21 protein-coding genes and 1 pseudogene are annotated in these 17,551 nt (G+C 64.0%); 14 read left to right on the forward strand and 8 right to left on the reverse strand.

From position 1 onward, the window contains the following. Nucleotides 1-28 precede the first annotated feature (28 nt). The gene (locus tag RBR52_RS02855) at nucleotides 29-805 is read left to right on the forward strand and encodes an enoyl-CoA hydratase (protein WP_320375655.1); all 777 of its coding nucleotides are present in this window, start codon (nucleotides 29-31) and stop codon (nucleotides 803-805) included. A 10-nt stretch (nucleotides 806-815) separates the two neighbouring features. On the opposite strand, the gene trmL is transcribed toward RBR52_RS02855, so the two are convergent. The 3 genes and pseudogenes from trmL to RBR52_RS15405 form a co-directional block, all read right to left on the reverse strand. Beyond that, the gene (gene trmL, locus RBR52_RS02860) at nucleotides 816-1,286 is read right to left on the reverse strand and encodes a tRNA (uridine(34)/cytosine(34)/5-carboxymethylaminomethyluridine(34)-2'-O)-methyltransferase TrmL (protein ID WP_320375656.1); all 471 of its coding nucleotides are present in this window, start codon (nucleotides 1,284-1,286) and stop codon (nucleotides 816-818) included. 18 nt (nucleotides 1,287-1,304) lie between these two features. Next, nucleotides 1,305-1,856, reverse strand: coding sequence for a ComF family protein (locus RBR52_RS02865; protein WP_320375657.1), 552 nt, complete (start codon nucleotides 1,854-1,856; stop codon nucleotides 1,305-1,307). Between the two features lie 24 nt (nucleotides 1,857-1,880). Further along, nucleotides 1,881-2,018, reverse strand: a pseudogene (locus RBR52_RS15405) (ComF family protein); the annotation flags it as partial. A 67-nt stretch (nucleotides 2,019-2,085) separates the two neighbouring features. On the opposite strand from RBR52_RS15405, the gene RBR52_RS02870 reads away from it, so the two are divergent. From RBR52_RS02870 to RBR52_RS02900, 7 genes are all read left to right on the forward strand, one after another. Next, nucleotides 2,086-3,027: a methyltransferase domain-containing protein gene (locus RBR52_RS02870; protein WP_320375658.1), complete on the forward strand. Its 942-nt coding sequence runs from the start codon at nucleotides 2,086-2,088 to the stop codon at nucleotides 3,025-3,027. A gap of 212 nt (nucleotides 3,028-3,239) precedes the next feature. Continuing rightward, nucleotides 3,240-3,797: a DUF2244 domain-containing protein gene (locus RBR52_RS02875; protein ID WP_320375659.1), complete on the forward strand. Its 558-nt coding sequence runs from the start codon at nucleotides 3,240-3,242 to the stop codon at nucleotides 3,795-3,797. A gap of 40 nt (nucleotides 3,798-3,837) precedes the next feature. Then, nucleotides 3,838-4,704, forward strand: coding sequence for a cytochrome c oxidase subunit II (gene coxB, locus RBR52_RS02880; RefSeq protein ID WP_320375660.1), 867 nt, complete (start codon nucleotides 3,838-3,840; stop codon nucleotides 4,702-4,704). 90 nt (nucleotides 4,705-4,794) lie between these two features. Further along, nucleotides 4,795-6,426 carry a cytochrome c oxidase subunit I gene (gene ctaD / locus RBR52_RS02885; RefSeq protein WP_320375661.1) on the forward strand — a complete coding sequence of 544 codons (1,632 nt, stop codon included), beginning with the start codon at nucleotides 4,795-4,797 and terminating at the stop codon, nucleotides 6,424-6,426. A gap of 8 nt (nucleotides 6,427-6,434) precedes the next feature. Next, the gene (locus RBR52_RS02890) at nucleotides 6,435-6,560 is read left to right on the forward strand and encodes a hypothetical protein (protein ID WP_320375662.1); all 126 of its coding nucleotides are present in this window, start codon (nucleotides 6,435-6,437) and stop codon (nucleotides 6,558-6,560) included. A gap of 60 nt (nucleotides 6,561-6,620) precedes the next feature. Further along, nucleotides 6,621-6,836: a DUF2970 domain-containing protein gene (locus RBR52_RS02895; RefSeq protein ID WP_320375663.1), complete on the forward strand. Its 216-nt coding sequence runs from the start codon at nucleotides 6,621-6,623 to the stop codon at nucleotides 6,834-6,836. Nucleotides 6,837-6,847: 11 nt separating this feature from the next. Next, nucleotides 6,848-7,708, forward strand: a complete 861-nt coding sequence (locus tag RBR52_RS02900) for a cytochrome c oxidase subunit 3 (RefSeq protein ID WP_320375664.1) — start codon at nucleotides 6,848-6,850, stop codon at nucleotides 7,706-7,708. Nucleotides 7,709-7,774: 66 nt separating this feature from the next. Here RBR52_RS02900 and RBR52_RS02905 read toward each other — a convergent pair whose 3' ends face one another. Then, nucleotides 7,775-7,978, reverse strand: a complete 204-nt coding sequence (locus tag RBR52_RS02905; RefSeq protein ID WP_320375665.1) for a twin transmembrane helix small protein — start codon at nucleotides 7,976-7,978, stop codon at nucleotides 7,775-7,777. 17 nt (nucleotides 7,979-7,995) lie between these two features. Between RBR52_RS02905 and RBR52_RS02910 the strand changes: the two genes are divergently transcribed. The 6 genes from RBR52_RS02910 (at nucleotide 7,996) to gluQRS (ending at nucleotide 13,128) form a co-directional block, all read left to right on the forward strand. Beyond that, nucleotides 7,996-8,793 carry an SURF1 family protein gene (locus tag RBR52_RS02910; protein ID WP_320375713.1) on the forward strand — a complete coding sequence of 266 codons (798 nt, stop codon included), beginning with the start codon at nucleotides 7,996-7,998 and terminating at the stop codon, nucleotides 8,791-8,793. Between the two features lie 65 nt (nucleotides 8,794-8,858). After that, complete coding sequence (locus RBR52_RS02915) at nucleotides 8,859-9,509, forward strand: hypothetical protein (protein WP_320375666.1); 651 nt, start codon at nucleotides 8,859-8,861, stop codon at nucleotides 9,507-9,509. Beyond that, complete coding sequence (locus tag RBR52_RS02920; protein ID WP_320375667.1) at nucleotides 9,506-10,669, forward strand: COX15/CtaA family protein; 1,164 nt, start codon at nucleotides 9,506-9,508, stop codon at nucleotides 10,667-10,669. Before RBR52_RS02915 ends, RBR52_RS02920 begins: the two co-directional genes overlap by 4 nt. A 12-nt stretch (nucleotides 10,670-10,681) precedes the next feature. Then, nucleotides 10,682-11,590: a heme o synthase gene (cyoE, locus tag RBR52_RS02925; RefSeq protein WP_320375668.1), complete on the forward strand. Its 909-nt coding sequence runs from the start codon at nucleotides 10,682-10,684 to the stop codon at nucleotides 11,588-11,590. A gap of 10 nt (nucleotides 11,591-11,600) precedes the next feature. Beyond that, nucleotides 11,601-12,206, forward strand: coding sequence for an SCO family protein (locus RBR52_RS02930; RefSeq protein WP_320375669.1), 606 nt, complete (start codon nucleotides 11,601-11,603; stop codon nucleotides 12,204-12,206). A 25-nt stretch (nucleotides 12,207-12,231) separates the two neighbouring features. Next, entirely contained in the window at nucleotides 12,232-13,128 is an 897-nt protein-coding gene (gene gluQRS, locus RBR52_RS02935) for a tRNA glutamyl-Q(34) synthetase GluQRS (RefSeq protein ID WP_320375670.1), read from the forward strand. On the opposite strand, the gene RBR52_RS02940 is transcribed toward gluQRS, so the two are convergent. The 4 genes from RBR52_RS02940 to lptF are packed head-to-tail and all read right to left on the reverse strand — an operon-like array spanning nucleotide 13,123 to nucleotide 17,502. Continuing rightward, a complete protein-coding gene (locus RBR52_RS02940; RefSeq protein WP_320375671.1) occupies nucleotides 13,123-14,283 on the reverse strand; it encodes a pyridoxal phosphate-dependent aminotransferase in 1,161 nt (386 codons plus the stop codon). The genes gluQRS and RBR52_RS02940 overlap by 6 nt on opposite strands. Before the next feature lie 3 nt (nucleotides 14,284-14,286). Beyond that, complete coding sequence (locus RBR52_RS02945; protein WP_320375672.1) at nucleotides 14,287-15,237, reverse strand: CysB family HTH-type transcriptional regulator; 951 nt, start codon at nucleotides 15,235-15,237, stop codon at nucleotides 14,287-14,289. A 34-nt stretch (nucleotides 15,238-15,271) separates the two neighbouring features. Continuing rightward, entirely contained in the window at nucleotides 15,272-16,369 is a 1,098-nt protein-coding gene (lptG, locus tag RBR52_RS02950) for an LPS export ABC transporter permease LptG (protein ID WP_320375673.1), read from the reverse strand. Continuing rightward, nucleotides 16,369-17,502, reverse strand: coding sequence for an LPS export ABC transporter permease LptF (gene lptF / locus RBR52_RS02955; RefSeq protein ID WP_320375674.1), 1,134 nt, complete (start codon nucleotides 17,500-17,502; stop codon nucleotides 16,369-16,371). The genes lptG and lptF overlap by 1 nt, the downstream gene beginning before the upstream one ends. Nucleotides 17,503-17,551: the final 49 nt, after the last annotated feature.

Genomic DNA, 17,551 nt, shown 5'->3' on the forward strand with positions numbered 1-17,551 from the left:
CGGGTTTTTTAATTCAGGAGACCCCATCATGAGTCAGGTGCAGGTGGAATTGCGCGGCGGAGTGCTGCACATCGTGTTCAATCGCCCCGAAAAAAAGAACGCGCTGACCCTGGCGATGTACGAAGCGGCCAACGCGGCCTTCGAGCGCGCCGCGTCCGATGCGCAAGTCAAAGCGGTGCTGATTGCAGGCGTTGGCGGCAGTTTCACCGCGGGCAACGATCTGCAGGATTTCCTCGCGGCGCCGCCGCAGGGGGAGGAAGCGCCGGTGTTGCAGTTCTTGCGCCACCTCGCCGGGCTGGACAAGCCGCTGGTCGCCGCCGCTCAGGGCTTTGCCGTGGGGGTGGGCACGACCCTGCTGATGCATTGCGATCTGGTGTACGCCGCCGAGGATGCGCAGTTCATTCTGCCTTTCGTGCATCTGGGCCTGTGCCCCGAGGCGGCGTCCAGCCTGCTGCTGCCGCAGATTGCCGGTTACCAGCGAGCCGCGGAAAAGCTCTTGCTGGGTGAACCGTTCGGCGCGGAAGACGCGCGCGAAATGGGCCTGGTCAACCGCGTGCTGCCGGTCGAAAGTCTGCGCGAATTCGCCGTGACGCAGGCCGAAAAATTCTCCCGTCTGCCTGCCCCCTCGGTGCGGGCGACCAAGCGCCTGCTCAAGGGTCTGGGCGATCAGGGGCCGCAGGCCGTACTGTCGCGCATGCGCTCGGAAGAGGCGGTGTTTCAGGCGCTGCTCGGCGCACCGGCTGCGCGCGAGGCGATGACGGCCTTCCTGCAAAAACGCAAGCCCGACTTTTCGTCCATCACCTGAAACGGAGTCATCAAACCGCGCCCGCGTAGCCGTTCTGCCGCCAGGCCTCGAATACCGCCACGGCCACCGCGTTCGACAGATTCAGGCTGCGCTGGCCTTCGCGCATCGGCAGCCGCAGACGCTGCGCGGGGGCGAACTGCTCGCGCACCGCATCGGGCAGGCCGCGGGTTTCGGCGCCAAAGACCAAACCATCGCCCGGCTCGAAGCGCGCGGAGCCGTGCAGCCGACTGCCGAGCGTGGTGAAGGCGAACAGGCGATCGCGACGCGGTTGCAGCGCGTGCAGCAAGGCGTCCCAACTGGCGTGCGTCTGCAGCGTGGCGTATTCGTGATAGTCGAGCCCGGCGCGGCGGAGCTGTTTGTCGTCCAGAGAAAAACCCAGCGGCTCGACCAGATGCAGGGTGCAGCCGGTGTTGGCGCACAGGCGGATGATGTTGCCGGTATTGGGCGGAATTTCGGGTTCGACCAGAATGATGTGGAACATGGGTGGCAAAGCGGGGCATCAGAAATCACGCGGGGTGCGCAGGGCGACGGCGATCCAGACCGCTGCGGCACCCTGGCGCAGCAGCACGCGGGTTGCCTCGTGCAGCGTGGCGCCGGAGGTCATCACATCGTCCACCAGCAGCAGGGTCTGGCCGTCGAAGCGGGCAGAGCAGGCGTAGGCGCCACGGATATTGCGGCTGCGCGCGTCCAGCGGCAGGCTGCTTTGCGCCGTGCCATGCCGCACCCGCTGCAGCGCGTGGGCTTGTGCGGGGCGGTGCAGCGCGGCGGCGATGCGCCGCGCCATTTCCCACGCGGGGTTGAAACCCCGCTCCAACAGGCGCTCGCGCGAGAGCGGTACGGGCACGATGCGGTCGGGCAGCGGCATGCCCGCTTCCGCCCAGCGCGCTCCGAGCAGGTCGCCAAACCAGCGGCCGAGTGCGGGTTCCGCGCCGAACTTCATGCGCAGAATGAACTGGTCGTTGGGAAAGCGATAGTCGCCCAGGGCCATCGCGCCCGCCCACGCCGGGGGATGGAGCAGGCAGTGGCCGCAGACCTGCCCCGCTCGCGCCACCGCGACCCCGCAGCTTGGGCAGCGCGGGCGCAGGGGCAGGTCCTGTTGCAGGCAATCCGGGCACAGGGGCTGGCTGCTGCGCGCGTCGCAATGGGCGCAGCGGCCGGGCCACAATGCGTACCCGCACGAGGCAGGCAAAATAGGGCGCTCGAATACGGGCATTGCCGCACTATATCGCCCGCGCAAGCTGCGTCCACCGTTTCTCGCTGCTCTCTTTTCATCCTGGCCGATGGATAGTTCCGATCAATTCCTTGCCGCACAACGACAGGCCCGCTGGCTGGCGGCCGCAGCCTGCGCGCGTGATCGCCTGGCGCGCTGGCCTGCGCCTTTCATCTGGCAGGAAGCCGCGCGCCGCATGGCCGAGCGCCTGCCGCTGTTGCGGGGGCAGGCGCAGCGTGTGCTCGACGCGGGCTGCGCCTGGGGCGACGGGCTGGAACTGCTGCAAAAACAATACCCCGCGGCCCTGATCCTGGGCTATGAGCCCTCGCCCTTGCTGGCGCAACTGGCCTCCAGACGCTTTGCCCGCGCCGGGCTGGCGCGCTGGCTCGGGCGCCCCAGCCGGGTGCAGGTGCAGGCGGTGGACGCGGCAGATCCCGAATATCCCGCGCAGGCCGATGTGCTGTGGTCCAACCTTTATCTCTACTGGTGGCACGATCGCATGCGGGTGCTCGAAGCCTGGCGGCGGCAGCTCCAACCCGAAGGGGCGCTGTTTTTCACCACCTTCGGGCCCGACACGCTCAAGGAGCTTGGCGCGGTGTGTCGCACCCTAGGCCATGCCTCGCAGCCCATGGCGTTCACCGATATGCACGACCTGGGCGACGAACTGGTGCAGGCCGGTTTTGCCGATCCGGTGATGGACATGGAGATCGTGCGCATCACCTGGCCCTCGGCGCAGGCGGCGCTGCTCGAGTTGCGCGCATTGGGCGCGGTGCCGCATGCGGCGCATGCGCGGGGCCTGCGCACGCCGCGGGCGTGGCAGTCCCTGGTCGATGCACTGGACGCCACGGCGACGGCGGATGGCCGCGTCGCCCTGACTTTCGAACTGGTCTATGGGCACGCTTTCCGTCCGCGCACCGAACGTGCGCGCGAAGGCAAGGCCACTTTCGACGTCGAGCAATTGCGCAACACTGCGCGTCAACCCCGATTGCCGACGCGCACTTCTGGCGGCTAAAACAGCGGCAAATCACTGCGACAAATCGTCGCGGTAGATGGCGGTGACATAGATGGATCAAAATGTAACGAGACCATCTTGATCTGGCGCAAAAACAAATCAACTGATGCCTAGATTTCCGATGCGTCATTCTGTCGCATCTATAATCGCTCTCGCATATGGGCCGATCAAGGCCCGGCAGTGATGATGGATCACAACTCCGACTGATGCAAATGCACAACGCCGATCTTCCGCAAAGCGCATCAAGCCCTGCGGCACAGGATGTCCCTGGGTTGGGAGCCGCAGCGTCGCGTGATCTGTCCAGAGGACAGGCGCCCGAACGTGCGCAGGGCGAAGGCTGGCTGCGCGATTGGGTGTTTCGCCGCAATTGCTCCCTATCGCCGCGGCAGTTGATGGTGTTCTATGCCTCGCTGTGCGTGGTGTCGCTGATCGTGGCGTCGATCGCCTGGGATGTGGGTGGATCGCTGGTGATGCCTTTCACCGGCATCGAGTTGGCTTCGGTCGCTGCGGCGCTGGTCGCATACGGGCGTCACGCCACGGATCGCGAGCATGTGCGGCTGTCGGCGCAGCAGTTGCAGGTGGAATGGGAAAACGCCGGTGTGGTGCAGTCGGTCAGCTTCAATCCGCATTGGGTGCGGGTGTCGGTGCCGGAGAGCGGGCTGATCGAAGTGTCTTCGGCGGGCCGCACGGCCTATATCGGCCGCTATGCGCGCCCCGAAAGGCGCGCCGTGCTGGCAAAAGATTTGAGGGCCGCGTTGCGGTCCCTCTGAGGTGTTTCAGGGAAAAGACCAATTCTTAGAGTGGGGCGACATGAAAGCAATACATCCAATCCGTCTGGCCACCGCAGCCACGCTGCTGGGCGTCATGGGCGCTGCCCGCGCCGCAGTGGAGAGCCTGCCGGGCGGTCCGCAGGTGCTGGGGCTATATTTCCAGAACCCCGTCTCGCCCATTGCCAAGCAGGAAGAATTCCTGATGGACATGATGTTGTGGGTCTGTCTGGGGATCGGCATCGTGGTGTTCGGGGCGATGTTTTATGCCGTGTTCAAGCATCGCAAGTCCAAGGGGGCGGTGGCGGCGAACTTCCACGAAAGCACCAAGGTCGAGATCGCCTGGACCGTCGTGCCCATCCTGATCGTGATAGCCATTCTGGTTCCGGCGACCCGCACCGTGATCGCGCAGGAAAACCACACCGACTCCTTCATGACCATCAAGGTGACGGGGGCGCAGTGGAAGTGGGGCTACGACTACATGGCCGGTCCAGGCAAGGGTATTTCGTTCTGGTCCACGTTGACCACGCCTTACTCCGAAATCTACCAAGGCAAGGATCTGCCGAACAACTTCGTTCTGGCCGTCGATCACGAACTCGTCGTGCCGGTGGACAAGAAGATCAAGATCCTCACCACATCCGATGACGTGCTGCACGGTTTCTACGTCAACTCGCTGGGGGTGCAGATGGATGCGATTCCCGGCTTCATACGCACCACCTGGTTCACCGCCGAAAAGACCGGCACCTATTACGGCCAGTGCGCGCAGATCTGCGGCAAGTATCACGCCTTCATGCCCATCGTGATCAAGGTTGTCACGCTGCCCGAATACGAGCAGTGGGCGGCGCAATGGAAGAAGGCGCACCCCGACAGCAACCCGCCGGCAGACGGTGCGGCGCCGAGCAAAACCTGAGCAGAGCGTGGCGGAGACAAGCCATAACAACGCGGCAAGCACGAAAGCAACGGATCAACATTTTCTGGAATGGCAGGAAAGGAAAACACCATGAGCGCAGTCATCGACCACGCAGCGCCATCGGCCCATGCCGGTGACCATGCCCACGAGCATCCGCACGGCTGGCGCCGCTGGCTGTTCTCGACCAACCACAAGGACATCGGCACGATGTATCTGCTGTTTGCCCTGTGGATGCTGTTCGAGGGCGGCATTCTCGCGCTGGGCATCCGCACCGAGCTGTGGAAGCCGTATGTTTGGCTGCTCAATCCCGAGCTGTTCAACGCCTTCGGCACCATGCACGGCATCATGATGATCTTCGGTTCGGTCATGCCCGCGCTGGTGGGCTTTGCCAACTGGATGATTCCGCTGCAGATCGGCGCGCCCGACATGGCCTTCCCGCGGTTGAACAACCTCAGCTTCTGGCTGCTGATTCCCGCAGGCATTTTGCTGACGGCCTCGTTCTTCGTGCCGGGTGGCGCGCCCGGCGTGGGCTGGACGCTGTATGCCCCGCTCACCCTGCAGCAGGGCATGGGCATGGACCTGGTGATTTTCGCCATCCACCTCATGGGCGCCTCGTCGATCATGGGCTCGATCAACATCATCGTCACCATCCTGAACCTGCGCGCGCCGGGCATGACGCTGATGAAAATGCCGCTGTTCGTCTGGACCTGGCTGATCACCGCCTATCTGCTGCTGGCCATCATGCCGGTGCTCGCCGGCGCGGTCACCATGACCCTGACAGATCGCCACTTCGGCACCAGCTTTTTCAGCGCCACCGGCGGCGGCGACCCGGTGCTGTATCAGCATCTGTTCTGGTTCTTCGGCCACCCCGAGGTGTATGTGATGATCCTGCCGGTGTTCGGCATCGTCAGTTCGGTCATCCCGACTTTCGCCCGCAAGAAGCTGTTCGGCTACAGCTCGATGGTCTATGCCTCGGCCTCGATCGCCATCCTGTCCTTCCTGGTGTGGGCGCACCACATGTTCACCGCGGGCATGCCCACCACCGGCCAGTTATTCTTCATGTACGCCACCATGCTGATCGCCGTGCCCACGGGCGTGAAGGTGTTCAACTGGGTGGCCACCATGTGGCGCGGCTCCATGACGTTTGAAACGCCCATGCTGTTCGCCGTCGGCTTCATTTTCGTGTTCACCCTGGGCGGCTTCACCGGCCTGATGCTGGCGATGGTGCCGATCGACACCCAGGTGCACAACACCTACTTCGTGATCGCGCACTTCCACTATGTGCTGGTGGCGGGCTCGCTGTTCGGCATCTTCATGGGCTTTTACTACTGGTCGCCGAAGTGGACGGGCGTGATGTACAACGAGACCGCCGGCAAGATCCATTTCTGGACCTCGATGATCTCTTTCAACATCGCCTTCTTCCCGCAGCATTTTCTGGGCCTGGCCGGCATGCCGCGTCGTTATGTGGCCTACCCGGTGCAGTTCACCGACTTCAACCAGATCTCCACCATCGGCGCCTGGCTGTTCGGTCTGTCGCAGGCCTACTTCCTGTTTGCCGTGGTGATACCGGTGCTGCGCGGCAAGGGCGAGAAGGCTCCCCAGCGTCCTTGGGAAGGTGCGGAAGGTCTGGAGTGGGAAGTGCCGTCCCCGGCGCCGTTCCATACCTATGAAACCCCGCCCAAGCTGAATGCCGATGCCACCCGCGTGCTGGGTTACAACTGAGATCCGATATGAGTCGTCGCCAGCTTTCTCCGGAAAAGCGCCGTCAGAATTTCAGAACGGCGATGATCATGGTCAGTATTGCCCTGGCGATTTACTTCGGCTATCTGATCAAGGCGCGGGTTCTCGGTCTTTGACGGATCAGAGCGGCGGGCAGTCCGTGCAAGGCCTGCCGCTCTCCTTTATCGAGGAAACAGGTGTCGAGCCCCCCCTCTCAACCGTCTTTTCTGCGCGCATTGCTTGCCGTGCTCTGGTCTTTTGCCGGAATACGCAAATCGAGTGAGCGAAGCAAAGACTTTCAGAATGCAAAACCCGAACACATCATCGCGGCAGGCTTGCTGGCTGCATTGGTCTTTGTGCTCGGGTTGATATGGATTGTCAATTTGGTGGTTTCAAGCGCGACGCGCTCATAACAGGAGGCAATATGGCATCTTCAACCCAGCCCCACGGCTATTTTCTGCCGGGGCCATCGCAATTCCCGGTACTCACGGCAATGGGGTTGCTGGCGATGGCCTTCGGCGCCGGACTTTGGTTCAACGGCGTGCCGCATATGGAATGGCTGCTGCTCGCCGGATTTCTCTGGCTGATCTATGTCGTGTATCACTGGTTCGGTCAGGCGATCGGTGAAAGTGAGGCGGGCAAACACAACCAGCGCGTCGATACCTCCTACCGCTGGAGCATGACCTGGTTCATTTTCTCCGAAGTGATGTTCTTCGCTTCATTCTTCGGGGCGCTGTATTACTCGCGCGAATTTTCCCTGCCGGATCTTTCTGCGCTGCACAGCAAGATTCTGTGGCCGAATTTTGCCGGCACCTGGCCGTCCACCGGCCCGGGCGGTCTGATTCCATCCGTGCATGAGGCGCTGGGGCCCTGGCCGATTCCGACCATCAACACGGCGCTGCTGCTGAGTTCCGGTGTCACGTTGACCATTGCCCACCACGCGCTGCGCGCCGCGCACCGTGGCAAGGCCATTTTCTGGCTGTCGCTGACCATTGCCCTGGGCGTGCTGTTCCTCTTCATGCAGGGCTACGAATATCACCACGCCTACACCGTCGAGGGCATCAAGCTGACTTCCGGTATATACGGGTCGACCTTTTTCATGCTGACGGGCTTCCACGGTTTTCACGTGTTCCTCGGTGCCACCATGTTGTCCGTGGTGCTGGTGCGTTTGATCCGAGGCAATTTCACCGCTGACCATCACTTCGCCTTCGAAGGGGCCGCCTGGTATTGGCACTTCGTCGACGTGGTCTGGCTGCTGCTGTACGTGCTGGTTTACTGGCTTTGAAGCACCCAAGGCAAAAAATGCGTCGCTCGTCGCGACGCTTTTTTCTTGGGGCCGCTATGAGGGCCACTACTGCCCGACATCATGCGGGTGTATCCAACCCATTTTGTAGCTGAAGATCAGAATCAAAAACAGCAGGACGGAGAATCCGACCCGGAAAGTCAGTGCATACACGGCGCGATTGCTTTTGCCTTTATCCTTCATGACAAAAAACAGGCCGGAAAACAGGCTGCCGATGATGAGCAGAAAGGCGATGAGGATCAGGATTTTCATGGTGCGGGCAGGTGCAGATGTCTGAACAGATTACCTCAGATTCCGGGTTGCCGATGTCCGAAAAGGCATTTGGCCCCAAGGAGTTGCTGATCGTCATTTTGGGTCTGCTGGTGATCGGGGTGACGATGTCGCTTGGGTTCTGGCAACTGGGCCGTGCGCATGAAAAAGAGGCCCTCAATTTGCAGATGGATCAGCGCGAAAGGGCGCATCCGCTGCAAATTGGACAGTCGAAAGTCCAACTCAGTGAGGACGTCTGGCGGCGTGCGCAGGCGCGTGGCGTCTATGCCACGCAATGGACGATTTACCTGCAGAACCGCCAGCAGAACGGGCAGACGGGTTTTTGGGTGCTGACGCCGCTGAAACTTGCGGGCAGTGACACCTATTTGATGGTGTTGCGCGGCTGGCTGCCCCGAAACTTCCAGGCGATGGACCTGATCGGGCCTTACCAAACGCCGCGAGGATTGACCGTGGTCGATGGGCTCATTGCCCCGCCGCCATCAAAATGGTTTTCGTTTTTCACGGAGCCGCCGGGCCAGGTCATCCGCCAGAACGTCGACCTGAGGAAATACGCCGATTTTCATCACATCCAGCTCCTGCCCTTCGTGCTGCGACAGTCGGGCGATCTGCATGACGGCCTCGGCAGACAGTGGCCCGCGGCGAACACGGGAGCCGGCACCAACTACGGCTACGCCGCGCAATGGTTCGGCATGAGTGCCACCGGTGCCGTGCTCCTGCTGTATTTCGTCTATCGGCGTCTGCGCCAGGCCAAAGCAGGCCATGATGCCGGCGATGCGGCCGCCACGCGAGCGCTGTGAGTGCCCCGTAGCCCTGCCATCCGCTTGCCATTCTGATTTTGATCGACTCTTTTGATGCCCCGACCGTGAGCTCTCCATTGACTTCCAGCCTGCCTCCCCCTGCCCAGCCGCCGGTGCGCAAACCGCGTTCGATGATGACGCTATGGGTGTTGCTCGCCATGTCGGCGGCGCCCATCGTCGCGGCGTTTTTTCTGTTTTACGTGGTCCATCCTCAGGGCAAACCGCCCTACGGCAGTCTGGTCGAACCGCAGCGCCCGATTCCTTTCGATCTGGGTCTGAAGACCCTGGATGGCAAACCCTACGACCTCAAACGCCTGGAGGGTTACTGGCTGATGGTGATGGCGGCGCCCGCAGCCTGCGACAAGCAGTGCCAGCAATCATTGTTTTACCTGCGGCAGATCCGCATTGCTCAGGGCGACAACCGCGACCAGATCGTGCGCGTCTGGCTGGTGACCGACGATGCACCGATCAATCCGGGCGTGCTCGAACCGGCCGAAGGCACGCTGATTCTGCGCGGCCAGCCCAAACGGCTCGAAGGCTGGCTGCCGCACCAGGGCGGCGGCTTGCAGGGGCCGACGTGGCTGGTCGATCCCTTCGGGCACCTGATGATGCAGTTTCCAGCCCATCCCGATCCCACCAAGATGCGGCGTGTGATCGCCAGGTTGCTCTACAACAACGCCGGGATCAAGTTCAAACATGTGGAGCCTGTGCAATGAGTGTCGCAAGCCAAGCCATCTGGCAATTTTCCCTGCACTGGGTGCAGGCACTGGTATGGGTGCTGGTGCTGGCTGGGGTGTTCTGGATGGGGCTGAAAATGCGCTGGTCCAAGCTCACCGCGGTGCTGGTGTTTCTCACCCTCGATCTGGTGATGTTCGGCTCGTATGTGCGCCTGACCGACTCCGGCCTGGGCTGCCCCGACTGGCCCGGCTGCTACGCCAAGTTCACGCCGCTGCAGGCGCATGCGCAGATCGCGCAGGCGGTGCAGGAGCAGGGCGGCACGCAGGGCTATGTCAGCCCGTTCAAGGCCTGGGTGGAAATGATCCATCGCTACGCCGGCAGCATCATCGGCACCCTCATCATGGTGCTGCTGGCGCGCGCCGTCTGGGCGAGAAAACACGGTGAAGACATCAAGCTCGGCCTGCCCATCGTGCTCTTTTTATGGGTGGTGCTGCAGGGACTGTTCGGCAAGTGGACGGTGACCCTGCGCCTGATTCCCCTCGTCGTCACGCTGCACCTGATGGGCGGCATCATCCTGCTGGTTCTGCTGGCGTGGTTCTGGATGCGCAACCGGGCCGATCTGGTGAGCGTGAATGCCGGAACACTCACGCGCGTCCTGCTGTGGATCGCCCTGATCGCCATCGGTATCCAGATTTTCCTGGGCGGCTGGACCAGCACCAACTACGCCGCGCTGGCCTGCAGCGGCTTCCCCACCTGCAACGGTACTTTCACCCCGGATGCCAACTGGGCGCAGGGCTTCACGCTGTGGCGACATCTGGGCCTGACGGGTGGCGGCCAACCGATCACCGAAGCCGCCTTGGTGGCGATTCAGTGGGGGCACCGCCTGTTCGCCATCGTCGCCACCGCGGCGGTGTTTGCGGCGGTGGCGGCGCTGTGGCGTTTTCCGGCCTTGCGCCGTCTGGCGATGTGGATCGCGTTGGCTGTGGTGCTGCAGGTGATTTTCGGCGTCGTGCTGGTCACCGAAGGCCATCCGCTGATCGTCGCCGTGGCGCACAACGGCGGTTCGGCCGTGCTCATGCTGCTGCTGGCGACCGGCATTTACCGCGTCAGCGCCACGGTGCGTGAAAAGGCGCCTTCGGAGTCGCTCGGCTCGGCCTTCGTCAGAGTGGCGCCGCCGCATCCCCTGCCGAAAACCTGAGAGGAGACCGTCATGGATCAACAAGCGCTCAACCCCACCCCCAGCCCGCTGCGCGTCGCGTCGCAGCTCTACGCGCTGACCAAGCCGCGGGTGGTGCAGCTCATCGTGTTCTGCGCCGTGATCGGCATGTTCTTGGCCGAGCCGACCTTGCCCGCCTGGGAACCGGTGCTGTTCGGCACGCTGGGCATCTGGCTGGTGGCCAGCGCCGCTGCCGCATTCAACTGCCTGGTCGAGCAGAAGATTGATGCCGTGATGCGCCGCACCGCCTGGCGGCCTTCGGCCACGGGCGACCTGGGTGCACCGGTGATCATTGCGTTTTCCGGTGCCCTGTGCGCGGCGGGGATGTGGCTGCTCTACACCCGGGTCAATCCGCTGACCATGTGGCTGACCTTCGCCACGTTCGTCGGCTACGCGGTGGTCTACACCATCTTCCTCAAGCCGGCCACGCCGCAGAACATCGTCATCGGCGGCGCCTCGGGCGCGATGCCGCCGGTGCTGGGCTGGGCGGCCGTGAGCGGTCAGGTCTCGGTCGAGGCTCTGCTGCTGTTCCTCATCATCTTCCTGTGGACGCCGCCGCATTTCTGGGCGCTGGCGCTCTATCGCGTCGATGATTACAAAAAATCCGGGCTGCCCATGCTGCCGGTCACGCATGGCTCAGAATTCACCCGCACGCAAATCCTGCTCTACACCCTGCTGCTCAGCGCCGTGACGCTGCTGCCCTATGCGCTGGGCATGAGCGGTCTGATCTATCTGGTCAGCGCTGCGGTGCTCGACGGCGTATTCATCGCCTATGCTTGGGCGCTCAAGCGTGAATACAGCGATTTGCTCTCGCGCAAGACTTTCCGCTATTCCATCCTGTACCTTTCGCTGCTCTTCGCCGCCCTGCTGGTGGATCATTACCTGCACTTGCATTTCGTCTGACCGCTGTCCGATGACCCCACGTTTTTCCGCCGCACGCCGTACCCTCGTTGTGTCCGCAGCGCTTGCTCCGCTGGCGTTGGCGGCCTGCAGCAAACCCTATGCCTTTCACGGCGTGGACATCACCGGCGTGCCCTATGCCAGCGGCTTCGATCTGACCGATTTCGACGGCAGGCGCCGCACCCTGGCCGATTTCAAGGGCAAGGTGGTGGTGATGTATTTCGGCTATACGCAATGCCCGGACATCTGCCCGGCCTCGATGCAGGTGGTCGCTCAGGCCATGGACGATCTGGGCGACAAGGCCAGAGACGTGCAATTCCTGTTCGTCACCGTCGATCCGCAGCGCGACACGCCGGAAATCCTCAAGGCCTACGTCACCCACTTCAACCCGACTTTCCTCGCACTCACCGGCACGCCCGAGCAGATCGCGCAGACGGCCAAGGACTTCAAGGTGTATTACAAAAAAGTCCCGGGCAAGACGCCGGGCAGCTACACCATGGATCACACGGCGGGGTTCTATGTGTTCGATCCTCAGGGCAAGATCCGGCTGTTCGAGCGCGAAGGCGTCACGGCCACAGACCTGGCGCAGGACATCGACGCCCTGATCGACGGGCATTGATCTTGCGCTGCCAGTGCCAGCTGGCATGACCGATTCCCAGAAGACGTACATCGGCCGCTTTGCGCCTTCGCCCACCGGGCCGCTGCATGCGGGTTCGCTGGTGGCCGCGCTGGCATCCTGGCTGGATGCACGCGCACACGGCGGGCTCTGGCTGGTGCGTGTGGAAGATGTGGACTTCACCCGCAACCAGCCCGGCGCGGCGGAGCGCATCCTGCAGCAACTCACGGCCTGCGGTCTGCAGCCCGATCAGTCGCCGGTGTGGCAGTCGCAGCGCGAAGCGCTTTATCAGCGGGCGCTCGATGCGCTCATTCGATCGAACCATGCCTACCCCTGCGCCTGCTCGCGGGCCGACATTCTGGCCGTACTGAGCGCGCAGGGTCGTCTGCCTGCGCGGGGGCAGGAGGCGATCTATCCCGGAACCTGTCGCAACGGCCTGCAGGGCCGCAGGGCGCGTTCCTGGCGCGTGCGCCTGCCTGAAGATGCCGGGCAGCCGCTGCGATGGAGCGACCGACGGCTGGGCGCGCAGTCGCAGGTGCTCAGCCTGGAGGTGGGCGATTTCGTGCTCAAGCGCGCCGATGGCGCCTGGGCCTATCAACTCGCCGTGGTGGTGGACGATGCGGCGCAGGGCATCACCGACGTGGTGCGGGGAGAGGATCTGGCCGCTTCGACCGCGCGGCAGATACTGCTGCAGCGCCTGCTCGGGCTGCCGACTCCGCGTTATCTGCACACCCCACTGGTGCGCGATGCCAGCGGCGAAAAGCTGTCCAAGCATCTCGGCGCCGGGGCTTTCGAGCCCGGAGCCGACAGCCTGCGCGCGGCGCTGCGCGTGCTCGACATGCCGGCGTCGGCGCCGACCGTCGCCGAACTGCTCGCCGCGGCGGTGCCGGCGTGGCAGGCGCGCTGGGCGATCGCCGGGCTATAGCCGCGCCAGCCGGTCGAGCGCGGCGTCGAGGGTCGCGTCCTGCTTGGCGAAGCAGAACCGCACCACGCCGCGCTGCCTGCAGTCGGGCTCGAACGCCGACAGCGGGATCGCCGCCACCCCGACCTGCTCGGTGAGCCAGCGGCAGAACGACACGTCGTCCCGATCGCCGATCGCGCCGTAGCGCGCGCACTGGAAATAGCTGCCCTCGCAGGGCAGCAGTTCGAAGCGGCTGGCAGCGAGCCCGGCGCGAAAGCGGTCGCGCTTGGCCTGGTAGAACGCCGGCAGTCCGAGGTAGGGCGCGGGATCGGCGAGATAGGCGGCAAGTCCGTGCTGTATCGGCGTGTTCACCGTGAACACATTGAACTGGTGGACCTTGCGGAATTCGGCGGTAAGCGCCGCCGGGGCGGCGACGCTTGCGACCTTCCAGCCGGTGACGTGAAAGGTCTTGCCGAAGCTCGACACCACGAAGGCGCGCGCCGCCAAGCGGGGAAAACGCGACGCGCTCTGGTGCAGCGCGCCGTCGAACACCATGTGCTCGTACACCTCGTCGGCGATGAGCACGATGCCGGTGGGTGCGAGCAGCGCGTCGAGCCGTTGCATGTCGGCCTCGCTCCACACCGTGCCGCTGGGGTTGTGCGGGGTGTTGACCACGATCACGCGGGTGCGCGGGCCGATCGCCGCGGCGATGGCGTCGAAGTCCGGATGGAAGTCAGCGCCCAGCGGCACCGGCCGCGCCACGCCGCCGCACAGCGCGATATTGGGCAGATAGCTGTCGTAGCAGGGAGTCAGGACGATGACTTCGTCGCCCGGATGGACCACCGCGAGCAGCGCGGTGAAAATCGCCTGCGTCGCTCCCGCGGTGATCGTGATCTCGGCGTCGGGGTCGTAGCGCCGGCCGTAGAGCGCGGCGATCTTGTCCGCCACCGCCTGCCGCAGCGCCGGCACTCCGGCCATCGGCGGGTACTGGTTGAACCCGGCGCGCATCGCGGCGTCGACCGCGTCGACCAGCTTCGGATCGCAGGAAAAATCGGGGAATCCCTGGCCGAGATTGATCGCACCACACTGCTGGGCGAGCGCCGACATCACGGTGAAAATGGTCGTCCCCACCTGCGGCAGGCGCGATTCGACCGGGGGCGTGCGGGAGTGGTCGGTCATGGCTCAGATCGAAAACGGTTCCTGCTGATCGAGCTCGCCGCGCAGGGTCTGTTCCACCAGCTTGCGCGGCAGCCGCGGCGAAATCAGCTCGGTGAACAGAAAGACGAAGCTGCGCTGCAGCATCCCGCGCTTGAACGCCACGCGCGTGAGCTGCTGGCCGAACAGATGGCCGGCAGGCACAGCGCGCAGCGCCGAGTCGCGCTCGGGGGAGAAGGCCATTTCGGCGATCAGGCCGACGCCGAGTCCGAGTTCGACATAGGTCTTGAGCACGTCGGAATCGAGCGCCTCGAGCACGATCTGCGGCTTCAGTCCGGCATGGGCGAAGGCGGCATCGATCTGCCGACGCCCGGCGAATGCGGGCTCGTAGGTCACCAGCGGATGCGCGGCCAGATCGGCCAGCGTCAGCTCGCTGCGCTCGGCGAGTGGATGGCCCTGAGGCACGACCGCCAGATGCTGCCAGTTGTAGCAGGGCAGGGTGAGCAGATCGGATGCATCCTGCAGCGACTCGCTGGCCAGGCCCAGGTCGGCGCGCTCTTCGCGCACGGCGCGCGCGATCTGCTCGGGCGTGCCTTGCAGCAATTGCACCTGTACCGCGGGCATGCGGCGGCGGAATTCGGCGATCACCCACGGCAGCTTGTAGCGTGCCTGCGTGTGGGTGGCCGCTACCGTGAGCTGGCCGGCGTCGCGCGCGGCGTAGTTCTGCGCGATGCGCTTGAGGTTGGCGACTTCGCGCAGGATGATGTCGACGCTGCGCAGCACCTCGACCCCAGGCTCGGTGAGCTTGCGGATGCGCTTGCCGTGGCGGCTGAAAATCTCCACCCCCAGCTCGCTCTCGAGTTCGATGATCGCCTTGGACACGCCGGGCTGCGAGGTATGCAGCGCCCGCGCCGCCTCGGTGAGGTTGAGCTTGTGGCGCACGGCTTCCTGCAGAAAGCGAAACTGGTGCAGGTTCATGGCGACGGCAGGCCGACAAAACGCCAGGAGCAGATCATCGGAACCGGACCTGCCAGGCAAACACGATCAGCCCCAGCCCGCCGAACAACAGCATGGGCAAGGCCGCGGTGATGGCGGGCGGCCAGGTGCCCAGCAGGCCCAGGCTGGAAAACAGGGTGTTGAGCAGAATGAAGGCGATGCCCAGCACGATACCCGCCAGTACCTTGCCGCTGATGCCTTTGGAGCGGGTATGCAGATAGGCAAAGGGCAGCGCGAGCAGCAGCATCACCACGGCGCTAAAGGGATAGAACAGTTTTTTCCAGAGCTGGATTTCATAGCGTTCTGCCGCCTGATGATTGGCGCGCAAATGCTGGATGTAGCGCCACAGGTCGAGGGCCGACATCTTGTCGGGAGGCAGCAGCAGCACACCCAGCACACTCGGCGAGAGCGAGGTCTGCCAGCGATAGCTCGGCAACTGGCTCACCTGCAGCGCCGCACCGATCTGCAGCGGAAGCTCGGTGCGAGTGACGTCGTGCAGCAGCCAGGCGCCATCGCCTTCGTATCGGCCGCTGGCGGCATGCAGTTCGGCAGTGATCTGCGCCTGGGCATTGAGCACATAGATGTGGACCTCGGTGAGGTCGCCCTGTGTGTTGATGGCCTTGATGTTGACGGTCTGATTGCCGTTGCGGTCCGAATCGTTGCGCAGCCATACGCCTGAACTCAGTTGCGTGCCCAGACCTGAGCCGGCTGCAGTCTGCAGCCGCGTCGAGAGTTGCGCGGCTGCAGGGGCAAGCCACTCGCCGAGCAAAAACAGGGTGATGACCAGGACCGCGGCCAATTGCAGCAGCAATCCCAGCGCCGTGCGCGGACTCAGGCCCGAAACCCGCAGGATGGTGAACTCGCTGCTCGCGGACAGAGAGGCCAGAGCGAACACGCCGCCCACCAGGATGGCGATGGGCAGAACCTCGTAGGCGCGGCTGGGCATGCTGAGTGCGACATGCAGCAGGGTGCCGCTCAGGCTGAAGCCCGGCTTGCCCAGATTGCTCAGGTCGTTGAGCATGTCGATGAAAAACAGCAGGGCGAGAAAGGCCAGCGTCACCAGTCCCACGGCGCTGAGCACGTGCAGCAGCAGAAAGCGGCGTACCGTGCGCATCAGGCGGGTGCTCCGCGCCGTGTGAGTCCCGCACGCAGGCGGTGCAGCCAGCCCGTGCCGCGCATCAGCAGAACCAGCAGCACCAGCGCCGCGCCGCCATGCACCAGCAGCATGCCCTGCGCAAACCCGACCCGGCCTTGAGCGATCCAGCCTTGCAGCACATTGAGCAGGTTGAAGTAGATCAGGTAGACCAGCACGGCGCCGATGAGGCTGCCCGCACGCCCGGTACGCACCGAACCCGAGGCCAGCGGCAACGCCATCAAGACCAGCACGGCGGCAGACAGCGGCAAGCCCAGCCGCCAGGACAATTCGCCCAGCCAGTTGGGAAGGGCGGGGTTGAACAGATACTCGGTCGGCACATTGCGGTTGGGCTGCGTCAGCCAGTTGACCGGTCCGCTCTTGCGGTCTGCCATATTGCTCAGGCCCGAGGTGGCGTCCAGACGCATGTCGAGCGAATCGAAGGCGGTGATGGTGTAGTTCAACTGCCCCGGCGTGTGCACGTAGCGGTTGCCGTTGCGCAGCACCAGAAAGGGCTGACCGTCGATGCGCTGCACCTGCCCAGAGCGCGCCGTGATCAGCTCCACCTGCCCCGAGGTGTCATCACGGATGAATACATCGTGCGCCACCCCGTCGGCCTGCGCCCCCTTGTCGATGAAGAACACCCGCTTGCCCGAGGCCGATTCGCGGAACTGCCCCGGCGCCACCCGCGAAATGTCGGAGCGCTGTTCGAAGCGTGTGCGCAGCTCGGTCATCTGCTGGTTGGCCCAGGGCCAGGCAAGCAGGGTGAGCGCGGCGATCAGCAGGAGTATGGGCCAGGAAAAGCGCAGCACGCTCGCCATGAGTTGCAGCCCTCCCACTCCGGTGGTGCGCCAGATGGTCATTTCCGAATCCAGCCACATGCGGGTGAAGGTGAGCAGCACCGCCAGAAACAGCGACAGGGTGATGACGATCTGCAGATAGCTCAGGGCGGTCAGCCCGATCAGCAGAAACACATCCTGCGGGCTGGCCTGGCCATCGGACGCCTGACCCAGGATGCGAATGAGCATCAGAGTGACGACCACGGTGAACAACACCGTGAGGGCGCCGCCGAAGTTGCGGCTCATTTCACGGCGCAGGGTCAGGTCGAGGAGCATGGGGAAAAGCGGGCGGCTGAAGCGATGAGGGCGGCGAGCCGCGGCGGGC

This window comes from Thiomonas sp. (assembly GCF_034007205.1).
Taxonomy (GTDB): domain Bacteria; phylum Pseudomonadota; class Gammaproteobacteria; order Burkholderiales; family Burkholderiaceae_C; genus Thiomonas.